The following is a 17,854-nucleotide window of genomic DNA, read 5'->3' on the forward strand; positions in this document are numbered from 1 at the left end:
AACACCGGGACCTTGGCGCGCACGGTGCGTCCCGCCCCCGCGGACCCCCTCTCCTGGCGCCGCCGAACGGATCGGAGAGTGATCCAGGTCACGTGTGTGTCAGGATCGTGTTAGCACCCGCGTCACGTTCGGTCGTATTGTTCGTGCAACGCCCACCTGCGCGTTCGCCCGGCCGGGGCTTCCGCGTCCCCCGCCACGGCGCCTGGAGAACACATGATCACGTACCCCGCGCGCTTTCGACTATCGCTCACCGGCTCCCTGTTCATCGGCTACGTGCTCCTGCTGGCACTGGCCCTGGCCGCCGTGGGCGCGCTGTGGGCCGTCCACATGGACCGGGCCACCGACCGCCACTACGCCGAACGGGTCCTGAGCCTGGCCCGGTCGGTGGCCGTGACGCCCGAAGTCGTCGCGGGCCTCCAGGCCGCCGACCCCGCGGCCGAGCTCGCCCCCCTGGCCGACCGGATCGACTCCGCCACCGGCACCGAGTTCGTGGTCATCGCCTCCCCGGAGGGGATCCGCTACTCGCACCCCGACGACGAACTCATCGGCCGCACCGTGTCCACCCCGCCCGGACCCGCCGCGGAGGGACGGGAGTGGACCGGTGTGCAGGAGGGGACGCGGGGACGCACCGTGCGCGCCAAGGTCCCGGTGTTCTCCGAAGGCGGCTCGGTCAACGGCGGCGACGCGCGCGGCGAGGTGGTCGGCTACGTCTCCCTGGGCATCCTCGCCTCCAGCGCCGCCACCGAGGCCAGGGCCGCGGTCCCCGCCATACTGGGCACGGTGGCCGTGGTGCTGGTCCTGGGCGTGGCCGGTGCGTGGGCCCTCTCCCGCCAGGTCCGCACCAAGACCCACGGGCTCGAACCCGCCGACATCACCTCCCTGCTGGAGAGCCGGGAGGCCCTGCTGTACGCGGTCCGCGAAGGCGTGCTCGCCGTGGACGGCTCGGGCCGCCTCGTCCTGGCCAACCCGCCCGTCCGGGAGATGCTCGGCCTGCCCGAGGACGCCGAGGGCCGGGGCCTGGACGAACTCGGCCTGTCCGAACGCGTCCGCGACATCGTCTCCGGCGACGACCCCGGCGACGACCGCCTCCTCCTGGCGGGACACCGCATCCTGGTCGCCAACCGGATGCCGGTCCACGTGCGCGGCCAGGACGCGGGTGCGGTCGTCACCTTCCGCGACCGCACCGAGCTGGACCGGCTCACCGGCGAGCTCGACGGCGCGCGCACGGTCACCCGCGGCCTGCGCGCCCAGACCCACGAGTTCGCCAACAGGGTGCACACCATCGCCGGAATGCTCGAACTCGGCGCCCACGAGGAGGCCCGCGCCTACCTCGCCGACCTCTCCGCGACGCACAGCCGCACCAGCGCGGACATCTCCCGGCACGTCGGCGACTCCGCGCTGGCCGCGCTGACCATCGCCAAGTCCGCGCAGGCCTCCGAGCTGGGCGTGGAACTGCGGCTGTCCCCCCTCACCAGCGTCCCCGCGCTGGACCGGGAGGTGCGCTCCGACGCGCTGCTCGTCCTCGGCAACCTGGTCGACAACGCGCTCGACGCGGTGGCCTCGGCCCCGCACGGCTGGGTGGAGCTGATGGTGCGGCTGCACCGGGCCGAGGGCACCGACCTGCCCCACGACCTGCTGGAGATCCGGGTGACCGACTCCGGACACGGGGTGGCCGACGACGTGGCGGAGGAGATCTTCCGGCTCGGGTTCACCACCAAGGCGTCCCGGGACGGCGGCACACGCGGGCTGGGCCTGGCGCTGGTCAAGCAGGTCTGCGAGGGAAGAGGTGGAAGCGTGGAGATGGAGGCGCCCGACGCCGACGAGGGCGCGGTGTTCACCGCCTGCCTGCCCCTGCCGGGGTCCGATGCGCCGCGGGGGGCGGCCCGATGATCCGCGTGCTGGTCGTGGACGACGACGTGCGGGTGGCGCGCAACCACCAGGAGCTGGTGGAGTCGCTGCCCGGGTTCACCGTGGCGGGGGTCGCGCACACGGCCGCCGCCGCCCTCACCCAGATCCGGGGGCACCAGCCCGACCTGGTGCTGCTCGACCTGCACCTGCCCGACGCCTCGGGGATCTCGGTGATGCGCGCCCTGCGCGCCGCCGCCACCAGCGCCGCTCCCCAGCGGACGGACTTCCTGATGATCACCGCCGTGCGCGACATCGGCCAGGTGCGCTCGGCCATGCACGGCGGGGCGGTCCACTACCTGCTCAAACCGTTCCCGCTCAGCGTGCTGCGCGACCAGCTCGAGCGCTACGCCGTGGCGCGCCGGAGGATGGACGCCGACGGGGAGGCGACCCAGCAGGATGTGGACCGGCTGTTCGGGCTGCTGCGCCCGGCCGGGGGCCGGCCGCTGCCCAAGGGGCTGACCGCGACCACGGTGGACCTGGTGGCGGGGGTGCTGCGGGAGGCGGAGGGGGACGTGTCGGCCTCGGAGGTGGCCGAGCGCGCCGGGGTGTCCCGGGTGACCGCGCGCCGCTACCTGGAGCACCTGTGCGCGGTCGGCCGGGCCGAGCTGCGCATGCGCTACGGCTCGACGGGCCGCCCCGAACACCTCTACCGCTGGACGGCCTGAGCCTCCTCGGGTTCGCCGCCGATGCGCCTCTTCCACGGGCCGCTCGCGACGAGCCAGTGTGGCACGAGCTTCACGGGGAAGGGGAGGTCGGTCTCGAAGACGTCCTCGCCGTGGACCTGGACGACCTCCTGGCAGCAGCCGTCCTCCAGACGGAGCTCGATGAGCCCGACCTTGTCGGCAAGGGGGTTGATGATCCAGTAGGAGGGGATTCCGAACGCCGCGTATTCGTGGCGCTTGGTGTGGTTGTCCCGTAGGACGCTTTCAGGGGAGACGATCTCCACGGCGAGGGCCGGGGGCACGTCGAAGTAACCCTGTGGTGGCAACTCGCAGTCGAAGACCGCCGGATCAGGGATGCGGTGATGGGTTCGGTCTCCGTCGAGGTTGTTCCCCGGACCGGTGAGGACCGGGAACTCGTCCGGTGCCTTGAGAGCCAGGTGCATGGTCAGACGGGAGTCCACGACGCTGTGCAGGGGTTTGGGGGCTGGCGACACGTCAAGCCGCCCGTCGACCAGCTCGTACCGCCGACCGTCGTCCGGCGTTTTCTCCAGGTCGTCCACGGTCAGGCGTCGTTCGGGTGCCTGGTAGTCACGACCGACATCATGCCTCCCCGTCTTCATGAGGGCCAGTATTCTGACGCACGCTCGGTTGCCGGCGGGTTTCGCAGAGAAAGAACCGCAAGAGTGTCCGAAAACCGGCCCTGCACCTGGCCTCTTACCCCCGGAAGTGTCGGTGGCCCGTGTCACACTCATCCCATGTTGGACCACCTCGGAATCCAGGTCAGCGACCCCGCGGCCAGCGCCGCCTTCTACGACGCCGTCCTCGCCCCGCTGGGCGCCCGCCGCATCCTCGACTACGGCGAGAACGTCGGCTACGGCACGTCCGAACCCGACTTCTGGATCGGACCCGCGCCCGCACCCGGTGAGGCCCGCGAGTCGCACTTCGCCTTCACCGCGCCCGACCGGGCTGCGGTGGACGCCTTCTTCGCCGCAGCCGTCGAGGCGGGCGCGGAGGTGCTCCACGAGCCGAAGGTCTGGCCGGAGTACCACGAGCACTACTACGGCGCGTTCGTCCGCGACCCGGACGGCAACAACGTCGAGGCCGTCTCCCACGCGCCCGCCTGACCGGCCCGGCCAGGAACACGCCACCGCGCGGGCGGCCGCGGAGCCGGTCGTGCCGCCTGACAGAACATGCCGTCGGGACCCGGGCGACGGGAACGGCGGAGGACTCCACGGGTCCTTCCGCAGCCCCGGCCGTCTAGACGGCGCGGACGGAGCGCCCGCCCGTGGCCGCCTCCGCCGCCGCGACCGCGCTGTTGAGCGACACCTCGCCCAGGAGGCCGGGCGCCGCCACCGCGTCACCCGCCAGGTAGACGCCGTCGCCCCGGTCCACGGCCGGGCGGTCCCGCCACGTGTACCCCGGCGGGTCCAGCGCGCCCGTGCGCCCGCGCGCCACCTGGTCGCGCCGCCACGCCACCCGCTCCCGCCACCCCGGCAGGGACAGGTCCAGGAACCGCTCCAGCCGCTCGGATACCCGCGCCCGGGACTCGCCCGGCCGCACCGGCATCTGCGCCTGGACCAGCTCCTCTCCCCCGGGGGCTAGCGTGCGGTCCACCAGCGAGTAGCGCTCCAGGAAGCCGCACTCGTCGGCGTCGAAGACGATGAAGGGGTCCCGGCCGCGCCGCAGCCCCAGGTCCACCATGAGGGCGTGCCCGCTCTCCCACTCCAGCGAGTCGTCGCCGAGCAGCGCGCGTGCCGAGGCCAGCGACGTCGCGACGATGACCGGGGCACCCGGGAGCGCGTCCACCCGCTCGCCGGTCCCCACGCGCACTCCCATCTCCCGGGCCCGTCCGGCCAACCGCTCCACCAGCGAGGACCAGCCGCCGACAAGGTACTTCGGCGAGGGCCAGCCGGGGTTGGTGACCCGTAGGAACCGCTCCCAGACGAAGGCGGCCGACAACCGCGACGGGTCGGAGTCGAACAGCGCCACGCCCATCGTGTTCGCGGCCACGCGCGCGGGCTCCGCGCCGAGCGCCTCCCGCGCCCAGGAACCGAAGTCCCGGTCGTGCGGAGCCCGCAGCCGCCGCCGCGCGGCGGCCCGGAGCAGGGAGAGCGGCGGCGCTCCCACACGCCCCCGGTCGCGCACGCGCACCCGGGGCACGGCGCGCGCGGGGAAGGGCAGGTACGGCGGGAGCAGGTCGCGCTCGGCCAGCCACGCGAACAGCGGGCCGTCGCCGTAGAGCACGTGCGGCCCCTCGTTGGCGGTGTACGGCGGTTCGGTGGAGCGCGCCCGCCCGCCCAGGGTCCGGTGCGCCTCCAACAGTGTGACGTTCGCGCCCCTCTCGGCGCTGGCGACGGCTGCGGTCAGTCCGGCGAGCCCACCGCCCACAACGGTGATGTCCATGCCCCTAGGACGGTTCGGGCGACCGCAGACGTGACATCTTGTCGGGGTTGGCCACCAGGTACACGTGTCGCACACGGCCCCCGGCGATGTCCAGGGACAGCAGTGCGACCACCCTGCCCCCGACTGAGACGACCGCCGCCGGACCGCCGTTGACCTGGGTGACCGCCGAACTCAGCTCCTCCGAGCCGTCCAGACCCGCGGAGACGAGGAAGCGCTCCGCGTTGCGCGGTCGCGCCAGTACGGACAGGAACCGGCCGACCCTGGCCGCGCCCTCCAGGGGCCGGTGGGGCGCCCTGGTCCGGCCGCCGCTGTCGCTGACCAGCGTGACGTCGTCGGCCAGGAGGCCGGTCAGCCCCTCCAGGTCGCCCTCCAGGCAGGCTCCCAGGAAGCGCTCGGTGATCCGCCGCCGCACTGCCCGGTCGGCCTCGAACCGGGGGCGCCGGTCGCGTACGTGGTCGCGCGCCCGCCGGGCGAGCTGGCGGGTGGCGGCCTCCTCCCGGCTGATCACCGCGCCGATCTCGGCGTAGGGCATCTGGAAGGCCTCGCGCAGTACGAAGACGGCGCGCTCCAGCGGGCTGAGCGTCTCCAGGACCACCAGCAGCGCGTACTCCACCGAGTCCGCGAGTTCGGCGTGCTCGGCCCCGCCGGGGATGTCGCTGACCGGCTCGGGCAGCCAGTCACCCACGTAGGACTCCCGCCGGGACCGGGCGCTGCGCAGCCGGTCGATGGCCAGCCGGGAGGTGACGGTGACCAGGTAGGCGCGCGGGTCCTCCACCGCGGCCGGATCGACGGAGGACCAGCGCAGCCAGGCCTCCTGGACGGCGTCCTCCGCGTCGGAGGCGCTGCCGAGGACGCGGTAGGCGACACCGGTCAGCAGGGAGCGGTGCTCTTCGAAGACGTCGGTGGTCATGAAAGGCAGACGTACCAGCTCCGGCCGTACGTGACATCCCCCGGGCGCACCCTCCCCGAGTGCGCGGAGGAGAGGTGGTTGTAGCGTGGCGCGGTCAGAGCGCGGAAGAAGGAGGGGCAGTCGCCGTGTACCGACTGCGCGAGTGGGAGCCGGGCGACGCCGACCGGGTGCTGGAGGCCTTCGCCGAGCCCGAGCTGGCCTGGCAGTCGCCCGAGGTCCCCCGCACCCCGGAACTGGCCGCCGCCTGGATCGACCGGCAGCGCGTCCGGGCTGAGGAGGGCGCGGCCTTCGGTTTCGCCGTCGTCGGGGACGGCGGGCCGGTGCTGGGACACGTCCAGGTCACCGTGACCAGCAGAGCCCACGACACCGGCTGGGTTTCCTACTGGACCCTGGCCGAGGCGCGGGGCCGGGGCGTGGCCACGGCCGGGGCACTGCTGGTGAGCGAGTACGCCTTCGCCGAGGCGGGCCTGTTCCGGCTGGAGCTGGGGCACCGGCTGAACAACCCGGGGTCGTGCCTGGCGGCGCGCCGGTCCGGGTTCCGTCCCGAGGGCATCGAGCGGGGCAAGCTGCGCTACGGCGCGGAGCGCTTCGACACGGGCGCGCACGCCCGGCTGGCCACGGATCCGGTCGAGGGCGTCGATCCGCGGCCCTGCGCGTCCTGACCACCGCGTCCACGCCCCGGACACAAAAGAACGCGGGGCGCGGCGTGCGCCGTGCCCCGCGTCCACCCCCACAGAAGGTCGCACGCAAGAGGTTCGTCGGGTCGACAGGCTAGTCCTCGACGGAGATCCCGGAGGTGCTGGTGCCGGAGATCACGTTGCAGTCGCCGCCCAGCTCGACGCCGCTGAAGGCCAGCACGTCGGCGCAGATCGGCACGGTGACGTTCTGGATGTTGGCGTTGTTGTCGGCGGCGGCGGTGCCGGACATGGCGCCCAGGGCGAGGCCGGTGGCGAGGATGAGGCCGGAGACGGAGGCGAAGCGCTTCATGGTGTTGGTCCCTTTCGGTTTGTGGTGCGATCGTTGTTGCTGACGGGACCCGCGGGTCCCGCGGTGACGGAACCGGGCGCGAGGGCGGGCCGGTCCTAGTCCTCGACGGAGATGCCGCTCGTGGAGTCCCAGTTGACGACGTTGCAGTCGCTGCCGCTGAAGCCGGAGGCCTTGAGGACGTCCAGGCAGATCGGGATGGTCACGTTCTGGATGTCGGCGTTGTTGTCCGCGGCGGCGGTCCCGGTGAAGGCACCGAACGCGAGGCCGGTGGCGAGGACGAATCCGGAAACCTTGGCAATACGGGACATGCTTCTTACCTTTCGGAAGTTCAAAACAGGGTGGCTGCATCCGCCGGAATTAACTTAGCGTAGTCGCGGACGTGCTTGGAGTACTTTCGGGGAAGAATCCAGAGTTTCCCTGGAGTTTCTTCGGCTTCGGGGTAGACATGCCGGACATATCGCCGCTTCGCCGGGTGAAGGTTTTACCCAACCGAAAGCAGGGTCAGCGGCGATGTCCGTCGAATGCATCGGAACCCGTATTTGTCCGACATCAGGCGCAGGAAAAGGGCCCGCACGGCTGACCGTGCGGACCCTTTTCCCGATTGCGGGACTACCAGCCCTGCTGCTGCCCGTAACCCGGGTACTGCTGCCCGTACCCCGGCTGCTGGCCGTACCCGGGGTACTGCTGCTGGTCGTAGCCCGGGTACTGCTGCTGGCCGTAGCCGGGCTGCTGGCCGTACCCCGCGTACGGGTCCTGCGGCTGCGCGCCCGTCGGCGGGTGCGGGTAGGCGTACTGCTGGCCCGAGGGCTCCTGCTGGTGCTGCTGCTCGGCCTTGGCGGCGTCGTCCTTCTTGCCGTCGGGGTCCGGACGGAAGATGAACAGGCGGGCGGGCTTGTCACCCTCGTCGCCCGGGGTGATCAGGTCCAGCCGCCACCCGGCCTCCTCGATCCCCTCCAGGATGCGCGTCAGCCCGGGGCGCAGCTTGCTGGAGGCCTCGTCGTAGGCGTTCACCTCCAGTTGGATGATGAACATCCGGCGCTTCTGCTGCGCGGCGACCTTGGCGTGCTCGACGACCGTGCTGTCCCTCACGACCTGCGTGACGCTCATGAATAACCGTACCCATCTGCTCTGCGTGGAGCTTGCCGTACTCGTCGGGCTGACACCCGGTCATCCGCGTCCACCGTGGCGGGGCTCCGCCGGGCTCCGCAACCATCATGCCCCCTGGAGGAGCATCTGGCCACAGAGAGCCGCGGGCACCCCTCAGGAGTAGGCGGCAGCGGCGCGCACGGCCTCGGCGACGGGTGTCTCCCCGTTCACCAGGTTGAGAACCCTGCCGACCGTTCCCGGTTCGTCCAGAAGGGCGACGATCACCGAGGCCACGTCGTCGCGGGTCACAGCGTCGCGCTCGACCTCCCCGCCCAGCTCCACCCGGCCGGTGCCCGGATCGTCGGTCAGCCTGCCCGGGCGCAGGATCGTCCAGTCCAGCTCCAGGTCGCGCTCGCGCAGGTCGGCGTCGGCGGCCCGCTTGGCCTCCACGTACGCCGCCCACACTTCGTCGGTGCCCTCCGGCACGGGTTCGTCCACGCCGATGGCCGACACCTGGACCAGGCGGCGCGCGCCCGCCAGGGAGGCCGCGTCGGCGGTCAGTACGGCGGCCTCGTGGTCGACGGTCGCCTTGCGGTCGGCGCCGCTGCCCGGGCCCGCGCCCGCGGCGAACACGACGGCGTCCGCGTTCATGAGCTTCTCCGTCAGCTCCGTGACGGTGGCCTTCTCCAGGTCGACCACGACCGGTTCGGCGCCGACGTCGCGGACGTCCTGGGCGTGGTCGGGGTTGCGGATGAGGGAGACGGGCTCATCACCCCGGTCGGCCAGCTTCCTGGCCAGCCGCAGCGCGATCTTCCCGTGTCCTCCGGCGATGACGATACGCATGGGGGAGAGCGTACGCCCCCGCCGCGCGGTCTGCTGGGCAGCGCCCCCGTCCGCCGTGTCACACCGGCCGCCGGGCGCGCCCGGGCCCCGCACCCGGCGGGGCCCGGACACGGCCCTACTCCACCCTCCAGGTGTCCCCGCTGGCCAGCAGGGCGGCCAGCTCGCCGTCGCCGCGCTCGGCCCGCGCGTCGGACACCTGCTCGTTCACCAGTTCGTCGTAGGCCGGACGGCGCACGTCCCGCAGCACCCCGATCGGCACGTGCTCGAACGCGGGCTGGTCCAGGCGCGACAGCGCGAACGCGTACCCCGGGTCCTCCCGGTGCGCGTCGTGCCGCAGCAGCCGGTCCTCTCCCACCGAGCCCACGTCCACGACCTCCAGGCCGCCGAACTCCCCGGCCACCACGCCCCGGTCCGGTCCCAGCCGCAGCGGCTCGCCGTGCTCCAGGCGCAGCAGCCGCACGTCCCGCGCCGCCGGGTCCTTCAGCGGCTCGAACGCGTCGTCGTTGAAGATCGGGCAGTTCTGGTAGATCTCCACGAACGACGCGCCGGGGTGGTCGGCCGCCGCCCGCAGCACCGACGTGAGGTGCTTGCGGTCGGAGTCGATCGTGCGGGCCACGAACGTGGCCTCCGCGCCCAGCGCCAGGGACAGCGGGTTGAACGGGTGGTCCAGCGACCCCACCGGCGAGGACTTGGTGATCTTGCCCGGCTCGGAGGTGGGGGAGTACTGGCCCTTGGTCAGCCCGTAGATCCGGTTGTTGAACAGCAGGATGTTGATGTTGACGTTGCGGCGCAGCGCGTGGACGAGGTGGTTGCCGCCGATGGACAGCCCGTCGCCGTCACCGGTCACCACCCACACTGACAGGTCCGGGCGGCTGGTGGCCAGCCCGGTCGCGATCGCCGGGGCGCGCCCGTGGATCGAGTGCATGCCGTACGTGCTCAGGTAGTACGGGAACCGCGAGGAGCAGCCGATGCCCGACACCATCACCACGTTCTCGCGCGGCACGCCCAGCTCGGGCAGGAAGGACTGGAAGGCGGCCAGGATCGCGTAGTCACCGCAGCCCGGGCACCAGCGCACCTCCTGGTCGGACTTGAAGTCCTTCATCTTGTACGCGGTGTCGGTCCTGGGCACCAGGCGCAGCCCGCCCAGGGCCTCCGGTACCCCGTGGACGCGGCCGTTCGCGCCGGTACCCGTCACGTTCTCAGTCACGGTCGATGACCTCCTGAAGCACGCCCGCGAGCTCCTCGGCCTTGAAGGGCAGGCCGCGGACCTTGTTGTAGCCGATGACGTCGACCAGGTACCTGCCGCGCAGCAGCAGGGACAGCTGGCCCAGGTTGATCTCGGGGACCACCACCCGCTCGTACCGGTGGAGCACCGTGCCGAGGTTGGCCGGGAACGGGTTGAGGTGGCGCAGGTGGGCCTGGGCCACCCGGCCGCCCGCGCGGCGCACGCGGCGCACCGCCGCGGTGATCGACCCGTACGTGCCGCCCCAGCCCAGGACCAGAACGTCCGCCTCCCCGCCGGGGTCGTCCACCGCCAGCTCGGGGACGTCGAGGGCGATCGCGTCGATCTTGGCCTGGCGCGTGCGCACCATCAGGTCGTGGTTGGCGGGTGTGTACGAGATGTCACCGCTCTGCGCGTGCTTCTCGATACCGCCGATCCGGTGCTCCAGCCCCGCCGTGCCCGGCACCGCCCACGGGCGGGCCAGCGTCCTCTCGTCGCGCAGGTAGGGAAGGAAGGTCTCGCCCGGCCCGTTGGGCACGGTCGCGAACGCCGGGTCGATCCGCGGCAGCTCCGAGACCTCCGGCAGCCGCCACGGCTCCGAACCGTTGGCCAGGTACCCGTCGGAGAGCACCACCACCGGCGTGCGGTAGCGCACCGCGATCCTCACGGCCTCCAGCGCCGCGTCGAAGCAGTCCGCGGGGGAGGCGGGCGCCACCACGGGCACCGGCGACTCGCCGTTGCGCCCGTACAGGGCCATGAGCAGGTCGGTCTGCTCGGTCTTGGTGGGCATCCCGGTGCTCGGACCGGCCCGCTGCACGTCCACGATGACCAGCGGCAGCTCGGTCATCACCGCCAGCCCGACCGTCTCCTGCTTGAGCACCATGCCCGGACCCGAGGTGGTGGTCACGCCCAGGGAGCCGCCGAAGGCCGCGCCCAGGGCCGCGCCCACGCCGGAGATCTCGTCCTCGGCCTGGAACGTGCGCACCCCGAACCGCTTGTGCCGCGACAGCTCGTGCAGGATGTCCGACGCCGGGGTGATCGGGTACGAGCCCAGGAACAGGGGCAGCCCCGACCGCTCGGACCCGGCGATCAGCCCGTAGGCGGTGGCCAGGTTGCCGGTGATGTTGCGGTACGTGCCCGCCGGGAGCCGCGCGGGCTTGATCTCGTAGGAGACCGCGAAGTCCTCGGTGGTCTCGCCGAAGTTCCACCCCGCCTGGAACGCGGTCAGGTTCGCGGCCAGGATGTCGGGCTTGGCGGCGAACTTCGACTTCAGGAACGAGGTCGTGCCCTCCGTCGGCCGGTTGTACATCCACGACAGCAGGCCCAGGGCGAACATGTTCTTGGCCCGCTGCGCGTCCTTCTTGGAGATGTCGGCGCCGGAGAGCGCCTCCACCGTCATGGACGTCAGCGGCACCGCGCTCACCTTGAACCCGTCCAGCGTCCCGTCCGCCAGCGGGTCGGCCGTGTACCCGACCTTGGCCAGGCTGCGCTTGGTGAACTCGTCGGTGTTGACGATCACGGTGGCGCCCCGGGGCAGGTCGCCCAGGTTGGCCTTGAGGGCCGCGGGGTTCATCGCCACCAGCACGTCCGGTGCGTCCCCCGGGGTCATGATGTCGTGGTCGGCGAAGTGCAGTTGGAAGCTGGACACGCCGGGCAGGGTCCCGGCGGGAGCGCGGATCTCCGCGGGGAAGTTCGGCAGCGTCGACAGGTCGTTGCCGAACGACGCCGTCTCCTGTGTGAAGCGGTCACCGGTCAGCTGCATGCCGTCGCCGGAGTCCCCGGCGAAGCGGATGATGACGCGGTCGAGCTGTTCGATCTGTTTGGCCACTGAGATCGACGACCTCCTTGGTGAGCCGCCGGTCGTGACGGGCGGCGGCGCTCGGGTTTCGCCCCCGACCGGACCGCACCGTCGCGGGCCGGGTGCCTGGTTCGGGGATGTGGGGACAGCGTTCGCGGCCCCCGCGATCGCCGGATGCGCCAACCCGGTCTCGCGCGGTGCGGCCGCGCCGCGACGGCCGGGTCGTGAAGGGGCCAGCCTTCAACGACACGGCCGCCCGCGCACCGGACCGAGGGGGTGGAGTCCCGACGGCCTGGCACGCGCAGTGATGAGGGCCACGTTCGCACTATAAGTCGTCGGGGGCGCCGAGACCGCGGGCGGGTGGCCATTCTCACACGGAGGGGGCGCGGAGCGGTGTCGCCGTGAACGAAGGTGCGGGTGGCGCGGGAGAGACAGCAGGTGAAAGGGAGATCAGTGATGCCTCGGACGTTGGTCCCGTAACGGGAACGCGAAGCGGCGACCCGCACGTTTGCCACCATGTACGCATTCATCGTCGGCTGAGCGAGGAGGTGGTGGCGTGCACGCCAGCGTGGCCCGCGCGGCCGGTCTGTTCGTCGGCGTCGCGGTGCTCGTCGTCCTCGTCGGCTGGCTGTGCGGAGCGGAGAGGGGAGCCCAGTTCTCTGTGGCGCTGGTGCTGTGCGCCGGGGTCCTGGTCTACCTCTTCGGGGAGTCCCTGGCGCTGCGCGCGATGCGCGCGCGGCCGGTGAGCGAGATCGAGCGCCCCGAGCTGTACCGGATCGTCCGCGAGCTGGCCACGGCCGCCCGGCAACCGATGCCCCGGCTCTACCTGTCGCCGGTGAGTTCGCCCAACGCCTTCGCCACCGGCAGCAGCCCGCGCCGCGCCTCCCTGTGCTGCACCACGGGACTGCTGCGCACGCTGGACGAGCGCGAGCTGCGCGGCGTGATCGCCCACGAGCTGGCGCACATCCGGGCCAACGACACGCTGATCAGCTCGGTGGCCGCCACCCTGACCGCGGTGATCACGGCGACGACCGCCATCGCTCTCCTGGTCCCGCTGGGGGACTCCGAGGAGAGCGACATGCCCACCCTGCTGGGCGGCCTGATGACGTTGCTGCTGGCGCCGCTCGCGGCCGTGGTCGTCTACTGCGGGGTGGGGCGCCGGCGCGAGTTCCGGGCCGACGAGCAGGCCGCGCGGCTGACCGGCGACCCGCTGGCGCTGGCCGACGCGCTGCGCAAACTGGAGGTGGGCGCGCTCCGGTACCCGCTGCCCCGGGAACGCAGCCTGCTGGCCTCGGCGCACCTGATGACCACCAACCCGTTCCCGAGCGGTGTGGGCCGCCTGTTCGCCGCGCACCCCCCGACGGCGGAGCGCGTCCGGCGCCTGCGGGAGCTGCGCCGCGGTTGGGACCTGGGCCACTGAGGCGCTGCCGACGGGCCCGCGGGACGGCTCCGTCGAGGCGGCCCGACCACGCCGGTGCGGTGGGACGGCGACGGCCGCCCGTCCCCACGGGGGAGGGGCGGCCGTCGTGTCCTCGCCGCCGGCTACGCCTGCCGGTCCGCCACCGCTAGCGGTAGTTGACGAACTGGAGCGCCAGGTCGAAGTCCTTCTCCTTGATGAGGTTCTGGACGTTCTGGAGGTCGTCCTTCTTCTTGGAGCTGACGCGCAGCTCGTCGCCCTGGATCTGGGCCTTGACGCCCTTGGGGCCCTCGTCGCGGATCAGCTTGGAGATCTTCTTCGCGTCCTCGGAGGTGATGCCCTCCTTGAGGCCGACGGGAAGGCGGTACTCCTTGCCCGAGAGCCGGGGCTCGTCGGCGGGGTCCAGGATCTTCAGGGAGAGCTTGCGCTTGACCAGCTTCTCCTTGAAGACGTCCAGGGCGGCGTTGACCCGCTCCTCGGAGTTGCCCCTGACCTCGATCCCGTCCTCGCCCTGCCAGGCGATGGTGGTCCCGGTGCCCTTGAAGTCGAACCGCTGGGCCAGCTCCTTGGCGGTCTGGTTCAGCGCGTTGTCGACCTCCTGACGGTCGAGTTTGGACACGACGTCGAAACTGGATTCGGCGGCCACGTTCGCTCACACCCCGCTAGGTCTTCATGGGTCGCGGGCGCCCGTGGACGCCCGCGTGGGTTCTCGCCGCCGCGCGGGCAACCCGCGCGGACGGTCCTCAGAGCTTAGCCGCGCGCCGGTCGGACGCCCGACGCGCCCGGTCGGGGCGCGCCCGGACAACCGATTTCAGGTTCGGGCGGATCATCCGCTATTCTCGGTGATGCGCCGCGACGAACACGTCGCCGCAGCCCAGGCAGGTTGCCCGAGCGGCCAATGGGAGCGGACTGTAAATCCGTCGGCTTTGCCTTCCAAGGTTCGAATCCTTGACCTGCCACACGGGGAGAAGGCCCCGGTGACCAGCACGAACGCTGGACACCGGGGCCTTCTCGCGTTCCCGGCCCCCAGAGCTGTTCACGGGTGTCCGTGGAACAGCCGCGGGACGCTCCCAGGCCGCGATTCCGGGTGTGTCGCCGCTCACCCGGGCAGCCCGCCCGCACCCGTCGCGGCCGCGCGAGCGGCCGTCGTCCCCCCCCCGGGGGGCGTTCGGGACGCCTCGCGCGGCGCCCCTGGCGGGCCCCGTCCGGACGCGGGCGCGTCACCCCGCGGTGAAGGAGTCGCGGATCACATCCCGCCGCTCCTCCGGCGTTCGGAGGGTGTTCCGGACCCCGTGCGGCGCTGCTTTCCGGATTTGGCCGGTAGCGGCTTCGTCGCGTTCGGGACACGGGCGGATAACGCGAATGGCTGCTCTCTCGCCGTGGGCGTCGTGGGCGCGTTCCGTGTCTGGGTAGGCGCTGACCTGCGGTTTCGACCTCGGCCTCGGGGGGGCTGGTGCGCGGAGCCCGTCTCATCTGCGCGGATAGCGGGTGGTGTGTCCGCTTCGCCAGTCCGGACGCGTCTTGGCACGGCATCGGCTCTTTGGGCGTGTCGAGAGGAAAGAAAGCCAATGTGACCATTTGCGGCCAGTGCGAAAAGAATTGTCGCGACAATATGGACAAAATGCCTCGCGAGTTTCGGCGTTGACAAAAAGCGGGGGCCGGATGATGATTGCCCCAGTCCACCGCGACACAGGTGCAACAAGCGCCTGAGTCTTTTTCTGTCAATACCTCGTAACCGATTCTCGGGGGAAGTCATGTTCAAGAAGATGGCCGCTGCTGGCCTGGTCGCCGGTGCCGCGATGGGCGCGCTCCTCATGGGAGCCCCGGCTCACGCCAGTGGTTCGCACGGTGGTGACCAGCAGTTCAACCAGAACCTCCAGCTGGTCCCGATCCAGTCCTGCAACCTGGAGGCCAGCGTCGGCCTCGTTGCGGTGAACATCCCGATCCTGTCGCCGCAGACCACGGGCGACTGCACCAACGGCCCCGTCGGCACCAACATCAGCTAGTTCCGGCAATACGTCTGCACAAGACGCTATCTCAAACTTTCTCGAAGGGTAATTCAATGCTGCGTAAGCTCGGTATTGCCGGCCTCGTCGCTGGTGCCGCTTTCGGTGTCGTCCTCGCCGGTTCCCCGGCCTCCGCCAGCGGCTCGCACGGTGGCGACCAGCAGTACAACCAGAACCTGCAGGCCGTCCCGGTCTCGCTGTGCAACACGGAGGCCGTCGTCGGCCTGGTCGCGGTGAACATCCCCGTCCTGTCGCCGCAGACCACGGGCGACTGCACCAACGGCCCCGTCAGCACCAACATCGACTAGGAGATTCCGACATGCTGCGCAAGTTCACCACCGCCACCGCGGTCGCCGGGATCGCCCTGGGCGCCATCCTGGCCGCCACGCCCGCCTCCGCCAGCGGCTCGCACGGCGGCGACCAGCAGTACAACCAGAACCTCCAGTTGGTTCCGGTCCAGCTCTGCAACACCGAGCTGGTCGTCGGCCTCCTGGCCGGCGTCAACGTGCCGGTCCTGTCGCCGCAGACCACGGGTGACTGCATCAACGGCCCGGTCAGCACCAACATCGATTAGGGGACGGCCCATGCTGCGCAAGTTCACGGCGGCCACCGCCATCGCCGGTGTCGCCTTGGGCGCGCTGCTCGCCTCCTCGCCCGTGTTCGCCAGCTCCCACGGCGGCGGCCAGCAGTTCAACCAGAACCTCCAGTTGGTTCCGGTCCAGATCTGCAACGCCGAACTGTCCGTGGGAGTGGCCGGGGTCAACGTGCCCATCCTGTCGCCACAGACGACGGGTGACTGCATCAACGGCCCCGCCACCACCAACGTCCAGCACGACAGCTCCGAGAGCCGCGACAGCGGCGACTCGGAGGGTCACGAGGACGAGGGTGAAGACGGGGGCGACGGGTACTAGCCACCTCCGGGTGGCGGGATCCCCGATCCCGCAGTGACGGAAAACGCGAGTGGTTCGTCGAGGCCCTCCGGCAGCCTGCCGGAGGGCCTTGTCGCAGGTAGGACATCCGAGGGAACCGACGTGGGGGGAGACGCCAGATGAGGCGCACGGTCCTGGCCGGAGCGGTACTGCTGTTGGCCGCCACCGGCTGCGGAGAGCAGTGGAGCGTGCCCGACCCGCCCCCGGCCACGAGTCCTCCGGAGACGGAGGGGACGGAGCAGAGCCCGCAGGGGGAGACCTCCGGCCCGCAGGAGCAGGCCAGTCCGCGGGAGACGCGGCCCACTCCGCAGGAGGACGGCGACCGGAGCAGCGGGACCTTCGTCCTCAACCGGTACGGCAACGAGAACGGGTTCGACGACCAGACGCCCGACGAGTACGTGGCCACGGAGTTCACCACCTTCACCGACATGGAGTGGGACACGTGGGCGGACGAGGTCGCGCGCGGCGAGGGGGGCGTCAAGGGGACCTGGTGCATGCAGGAGGGGTGCCAGGACGACCCCTACGAGGTCGAGGTCGAGCTGGGCGACCCGGTGGACGTCGACGGCACCTCGTACTTCTCCACGTACACGATCACCGACTACGGCGACGAGATCTCGGAGGAGATGATCGGGACGCTGCAGGAGGTCGACAGGGGAACCCTGACGCTGCCCGAATCCGGGTGACCCGGACGGGGTGCCGGAGGCCGGCCGCCGCGTCCGGTGGGGGTGAGCTTCGCCTCCCTCCGCAGAATCATGCCAAAGTTCCTCAAAAGTACATAACTCCTGTTCAAAACGGGTGACGCGGCCCTCTTCCCTGGGCCGGAGGGGGCCGAAACGGGCGTGGCGCGCCCGCGAGGTCTCTAGTCTGCTGAGTTGTGGGACTCAACCAGTGGACGGACAACCACGCGGACGACGGACGCGGCGCCGGCGGGCGGCCGACGCCGCGGCACGGCCGCGCCTCCCTGCTGCGCCTGGCCGCCTGGTTCGAGGAGGCCGATCCGGACCGCGCCGACGCCCTCGCCGCCGCCTCGTACGCCCTCCACCCGTCGCTCCACCTGGAGGGGAGGGTGGACGAGGGTGTCGCCGCCACCACCAGTTGGTGGCAGGCCGACGCCGACCGCAGCACCGTCACCGAGCACCCGGGCGCCCGGCCGCCCGAGCCGGTGAGCGACCACCGCGCCCAACAGGCGCGCCTGCGCGACGCCGCCGAGTCCTCCGCCCACTGGCGCCGCGCCGGTGCCGCGCAGATCCGCTCCCTGCTCGCCGAGCCCACGGGCCGCCGCGCCCGCCTGGACCTGTCCGGCGCCGGTATGGAGGTCCTGATGGAGCTCCTCACCGCGGCACTGGGCTCCGGCGACGCCAGCAGGCGCCCCACCTCCGCCGGGGACCTGGAGTTCGCGCTGCGCCTGCACGTGGTCGCCGCGCCGGGCGCCGGCGTCACCATCCGGGGCGAGGGCGGGGAGCTGACCCTGGAGGGCCTGCGCCTGCTCGTGACCCCCTACGAGCAGCACGGCCCCGGCGACCTCGACCCGCTCCCCGAGGAGCCGGAGGAGGACGGGGCGGACCCCCTCGCGGCCGACGCCCCCGAGGGGGAGGACGCCTCCGAGGGGGAGGACGCCTCGGCCGGTTCCGGGACGCGCCCGGACCCGCCCGCCCCCGGGACCGACGAGGACCTCTCCGAGGC

At 71.8% G+C, this 17,854-nt stretch carries 21 protein-coding genes and 1 tRNA gene; 12 read left to right on the forward strand and 10 right to left on the reverse strand.

The window, feature by feature from the left end; translation table 11 throughout:
* The first annotated feature begins 213 nt into the window (after positions 1-213).
* Both ABD54_RS19630 and ABD54_RS19635 read left to right on the forward strand, forming a co-directional pair.
* Entirely contained in the window at positions 214-1,890 is a 1,677-nt protein-coding gene (locus tag ABD54_RS19630; RefSeq protein WP_047870976.1) for a sensor histidine kinase, read from the forward strand.
* A complete protein-coding gene (locus ABD54_RS19635) occupies positions 1,887-2,573 on the forward strand; it encodes a response regulator (RefSeq protein WP_047870977.1) in 687 nt (228 codons plus the stop codon). The genes ABD54_RS19630 and ABD54_RS19635 overlap by 4 nt, the downstream gene beginning before the upstream one ends.
* On the opposite strand, the gene ABD54_RS19640 is transcribed toward ABD54_RS19635, so the two are convergent.
* The gene (locus tag ABD54_RS19640; RefSeq protein WP_047870978.1) at positions 2,555-3,190 is read right to left on the reverse strand and encodes a Uma2 family endonuclease; all 636 of its coding nucleotides are present in this window, start codon (positions 3,188-3,190) and stop codon (positions 2,555-2,557) included. The two genes, ABD54_RS19635 and ABD54_RS19640, sit on opposite strands and share 19 nt — an antisense overlap.
* 135 nt (positions 3,191-3,325) lie before the next feature.
* Here ABD54_RS19640 and ABD54_RS19645 point away from each other — a divergent pair, with 135 nt between their 5' ends.
* A complete protein-coding gene (locus ABD54_RS19645; protein ID WP_047870979.1) occupies positions 3,326-3,694 on the forward strand; it encodes a VOC family protein in 369 nt (122 codons plus the stop codon).
* Between the two features lie 133 nt (positions 3,695-3,827).
* On the opposite strand, the gene ABD54_RS19650 is transcribed toward ABD54_RS19645, so the two are convergent.
* Entirely contained in the window at positions 3,828-4,973 is a 1,146-nt protein-coding gene (locus ABD54_RS19650; RefSeq protein ID WP_047870980.1) for an FAD-dependent oxidoreductase, read from the reverse strand.
* A 4-nt stretch (positions 4,974-4,977) separates the two neighbouring features.
* Positions 4,978-5,883 (reverse strand): RNA polymerase sigma factor SigJ, encoded by a 906-nt coding sequence (sigJ, locus tag ABD54_RS19655; RefSeq protein ID WP_047870981.1) that lies wholly within the window; start codon positions 5,881-5,883, stop codon positions 4,978-4,980.
* A gap of 125 nt (positions 5,884-6,008) precedes the next feature.
* Here sigJ and ABD54_RS19660 point away from each other — a divergent pair, with 125 nt between their 5' ends.
* Positions 6,009-6,545 carry a GNAT family N-acetyltransferase gene (locus ABD54_RS19660; protein WP_047870982.1) on the forward strand — a complete coding sequence of 179 codons (537 nt, stop codon included), beginning with the start codon at positions 6,009-6,011 and terminating at the stop codon, positions 6,543-6,545.
* A gap of 109 nt (positions 6,546-6,654) precedes the next feature.
* On the opposite strand, the gene ABD54_RS19665 is transcribed toward ABD54_RS19660, so the two are convergent.
* The 6 genes from ABD54_RS19665 to ABD54_RS19690 all read right to left on the reverse strand — a co-directional run bounded on the left by ABD54_RS19665 (position 6,655) and on the right by ABD54_RS19690 (position 11,849).
* Positions 6,655-6,870 carry a hypothetical protein gene (locus ABD54_RS19665; RefSeq protein WP_047870983.1) on the reverse strand — a complete coding sequence of 72 codons (216 nt, stop codon included), beginning with the start codon at positions 6,868-6,870 and terminating at the stop codon, positions 6,655-6,657.
* A 95-nt stretch (positions 6,871-6,965) separates the two neighbouring features.
* Positions 6,966-7,178, reverse strand: coding sequence for a hypothetical protein (locus ABD54_RS19670; RefSeq protein ID WP_047870984.1), 213 nt, complete (start codon positions 7,176-7,178; stop codon positions 6,966-6,968).
* A gap of 301 nt (positions 7,179-7,479) precedes the next feature.
* Positions 7,480-7,977: a hypothetical protein gene (locus ABD54_RS19675; protein WP_047870985.1), complete on the reverse strand. Its 498-nt coding sequence runs from the start codon at positions 7,975-7,977 to the stop codon at positions 7,480-7,482.
* Positions 7,978-8,130: 153 nt separating this feature from the next.
* Positions 8,131-8,799 carry an SDR family oxidoreductase gene (locus ABD54_RS19680; protein WP_047870986.1) on the reverse strand — a complete coding sequence of 223 codons (669 nt, stop codon included), beginning with the start codon at positions 8,797-8,799 and terminating at the stop codon, positions 8,131-8,133.
* A 115-nt stretch (positions 8,800-8,914) separates the two neighbouring features.
* Complete coding sequence (locus tag ABD54_RS19685) at positions 8,915-10,006, reverse strand: 2-oxoacid:ferredoxin oxidoreductase subunit beta (protein WP_047870987.1); 1,092 nt, start codon at positions 10,004-10,006, stop codon at positions 8,915-8,917.
* Positions 9,999-11,849, reverse strand: a complete 1,851-nt coding sequence (locus ABD54_RS19690) for a 2-oxoacid:acceptor oxidoreductase subunit alpha (protein WP_047870988.1) — start codon at positions 11,847-11,849, stop codon at positions 9,999-10,001. The genes ABD54_RS19685 and ABD54_RS19690 overlap by 8 nt, the downstream gene beginning before the upstream one ends.
* Positions 11,850-12,375: 526 nt before the next feature.
* Here ABD54_RS19690 and ABD54_RS19695 point away from each other — a divergent pair.
* Positions 12,376-13,239: a M48 family metalloprotease gene (locus tag ABD54_RS19695; protein ID WP_047870989.1), complete on the forward strand. Its 864-nt coding sequence runs from the start codon at positions 12,376-12,378 to the stop codon at positions 13,237-13,239.
* Positions 13,240-13,384: 145 nt separating this feature from the next.
* Here ABD54_RS19695 and ABD54_RS19700 read toward each other — a convergent pair whose 3' ends face one another.
* Positions 13,385-13,882: a YajQ family cyclic di-GMP-binding protein gene (locus ABD54_RS19700; protein WP_013156079.1), complete on the reverse strand. Its 498-nt coding sequence runs from the start codon at positions 13,880-13,882 to the stop codon at positions 13,385-13,387.
* A 231-nt stretch (positions 13,883-14,113) separates the two neighbouring features.
* On the opposite strand from ABD54_RS19700, the gene ABD54_RS19705 reads away from it, so the two are divergent.
* From ABD54_RS19705 to ABD54_RS19735, 7 genes are all read left to right on the forward strand, one after another.
* Positions 14,114-14,195: transfer RNA gene (locus ABD54_RS19705), tRNA-Tyr, on the forward strand.
* A 795-nt stretch (positions 14,196-14,990) separates the two neighbouring features.
* On the forward strand, positions 14,991-15,242 hold the full coding sequence (locus ABD54_RS19710) for a hypothetical protein (protein ID WP_047870990.1): 252 nt from the start codon (positions 14,991-14,993) through the stop codon (positions 15,240-15,242).
* A 56-nt stretch (positions 15,243-15,298) separates the two neighbouring features.
* Complete coding sequence (locus tag ABD54_RS19715; RefSeq protein ID WP_047870991.1) at positions 15,299-15,550, forward strand: hypothetical protein; 252 nt, start codon at positions 15,299-15,301, stop codon at positions 15,548-15,550.
* A gap of 11 nt (positions 15,551-15,561) precedes the next feature.
* Complete coding sequence (locus ABD54_RS19720; RefSeq protein ID WP_200904146.1) at positions 15,562-15,816, forward strand: hypothetical protein; 255 nt, start codon at positions 15,562-15,564, stop codon at positions 15,814-15,816.
* Positions 15,817-15,826: 10 nt separating this feature from the next.
* Positions 15,827-16,153 carry a hypothetical protein gene (locus tag ABD54_RS19725; protein ID WP_047870992.1) on the forward strand — a complete coding sequence of 109 codons (327 nt, stop codon included), beginning with the start codon at positions 15,827-15,829 and terminating at the stop codon, positions 16,151-16,153.
* Positions 16,154-16,290: 137 nt separating this feature from the next.
* Complete coding sequence (locus tag ABD54_RS19730) at positions 16,291-16,854, forward strand: hypothetical protein (RefSeq protein ID WP_047870993.1); 564 nt, start codon at positions 16,291-16,293, stop codon at positions 16,852-16,854.
* Positions 16,855-17,045: 191 nt separating this feature from the next.
* On the forward strand, positions 17,046-17,854 hold an 809-nt coding region (locus ABD54_RS19735), incomplete at its 3' end, for a DUF2397 family protein (RefSeq protein WP_235432116.1).

Origin of the sequence: Nocardiopsis sp. RV163, from assembly GCF_001029525.1 — a bacterium.
In the GTDB taxonomy this organism is placed as follows: Bacteria; Actinomycetota; Actinomycetes; order Streptosporangiales; family Streptosporangiaceae; genus Nocardiopsis; species Nocardiopsis dassonvillei.

Bases quoted from the DNA above. Each gene is read 5' to 3' on its own strand.
- ABD54_RS19650 (WP_047870980.1), bottom strand. From the start codon at position 4,973: ATGGACATCACCGTTGTGGGCGGTGGGCTCGCCGGACTGACCGCAGCC.
- ABD54_RS19640 (WP_047870978.1), bottom strand. From the start codon at position 3,190: ATGAAGACGGGGAGGCATGATGTCGGTCGTGACTACCAGGCACCCGAA.
- ABD54_RS19680 (WP_047870986.1), bottom strand. From the start codon at position 8,799: ATGCGTATCGTCATCGCCGGAGGACACGGGAAGATCGCGCTGCGGCTG.
- ABD54_RS19720 (WP_200904146.1), top strand. From the start codon at position 15,562: ATGCTGCGCAAGTTCACCACCGCCACCGCGGTCGCCGGGATCGCCCTG.
- ABD54_RS19675 (WP_047870985.1), bottom strand. From the start codon at position 7,977: ATGAGCGTCACGCAGGTCGTGAGGGACAGCACGGTCGTCGAGCACGCC.
- ABD54_RS19730 (WP_047870993.1), top strand. From the start codon at position 16,291: ATGAGGCGCACGGTCCTGGCCGGAGCGGTACTGCTGTTGGCCGCCACC.
- ABD54_RS19635 (WP_047870977.1), top strand. From the start codon at position 1,887: ATGATCCGCGTGCTGGTCGTGGACGACGACGTGCGGGTGGCGCGCAAC.
- ABD54_RS19645 (WP_047870979.1), top strand. From the start codon at position 3,326: ATGTTGGACCACCTCGGAATCCAGGTCAGCGACCCCGCGGCCAGCGCC.
- ABD54_RS19670 (WP_047870984.1), bottom strand. From the start codon at position 7,178: ATGTCCCGTATTGCCAAGGTTTCCGGATTCGTCCTCGCCACCGGCCTC.
- ABD54_RS19725 (WP_047870992.1), top strand. From the start codon at position 15,827: ATGCTGCGCAAGTTCACGGCGGCCACCGCCATCGCCGGTGTCGCCTTG.
- sigJ (WP_047870981.1), bottom strand. From the start codon at position 5,883: ATGACCACCGACGTCTTCGAAGAGCACCGCTCCCTGCTGACCGGTGTC.
- ABD54_RS19630 (WP_047870976.1), top strand. From the start codon at position 214: ATGATCACGTACCCCGCGCGCTTTCGACTATCGCTCACCGGCTCCCTG.
- ABD54_RS19715 (WP_047870991.1), top strand. From the start codon at position 15,299: ATGCTGCGTAAGCTCGGTATTGCCGGCCTCGTCGCTGGTGCCGCTTTC.
- ABD54_RS19710 (WP_047870990.1), top strand. From the start codon at position 14,991: ATGTTCAAGAAGATGGCCGCTGCTGGCCTGGTCGCCGGTGCCGCGATG.
- ABD54_RS19665 (WP_047870983.1), bottom strand. From the start codon at position 6,870: ATGAAGCGCTTCGCCTCCGTCTCCGGCCTCATCCTCGCCACCGGCCTC.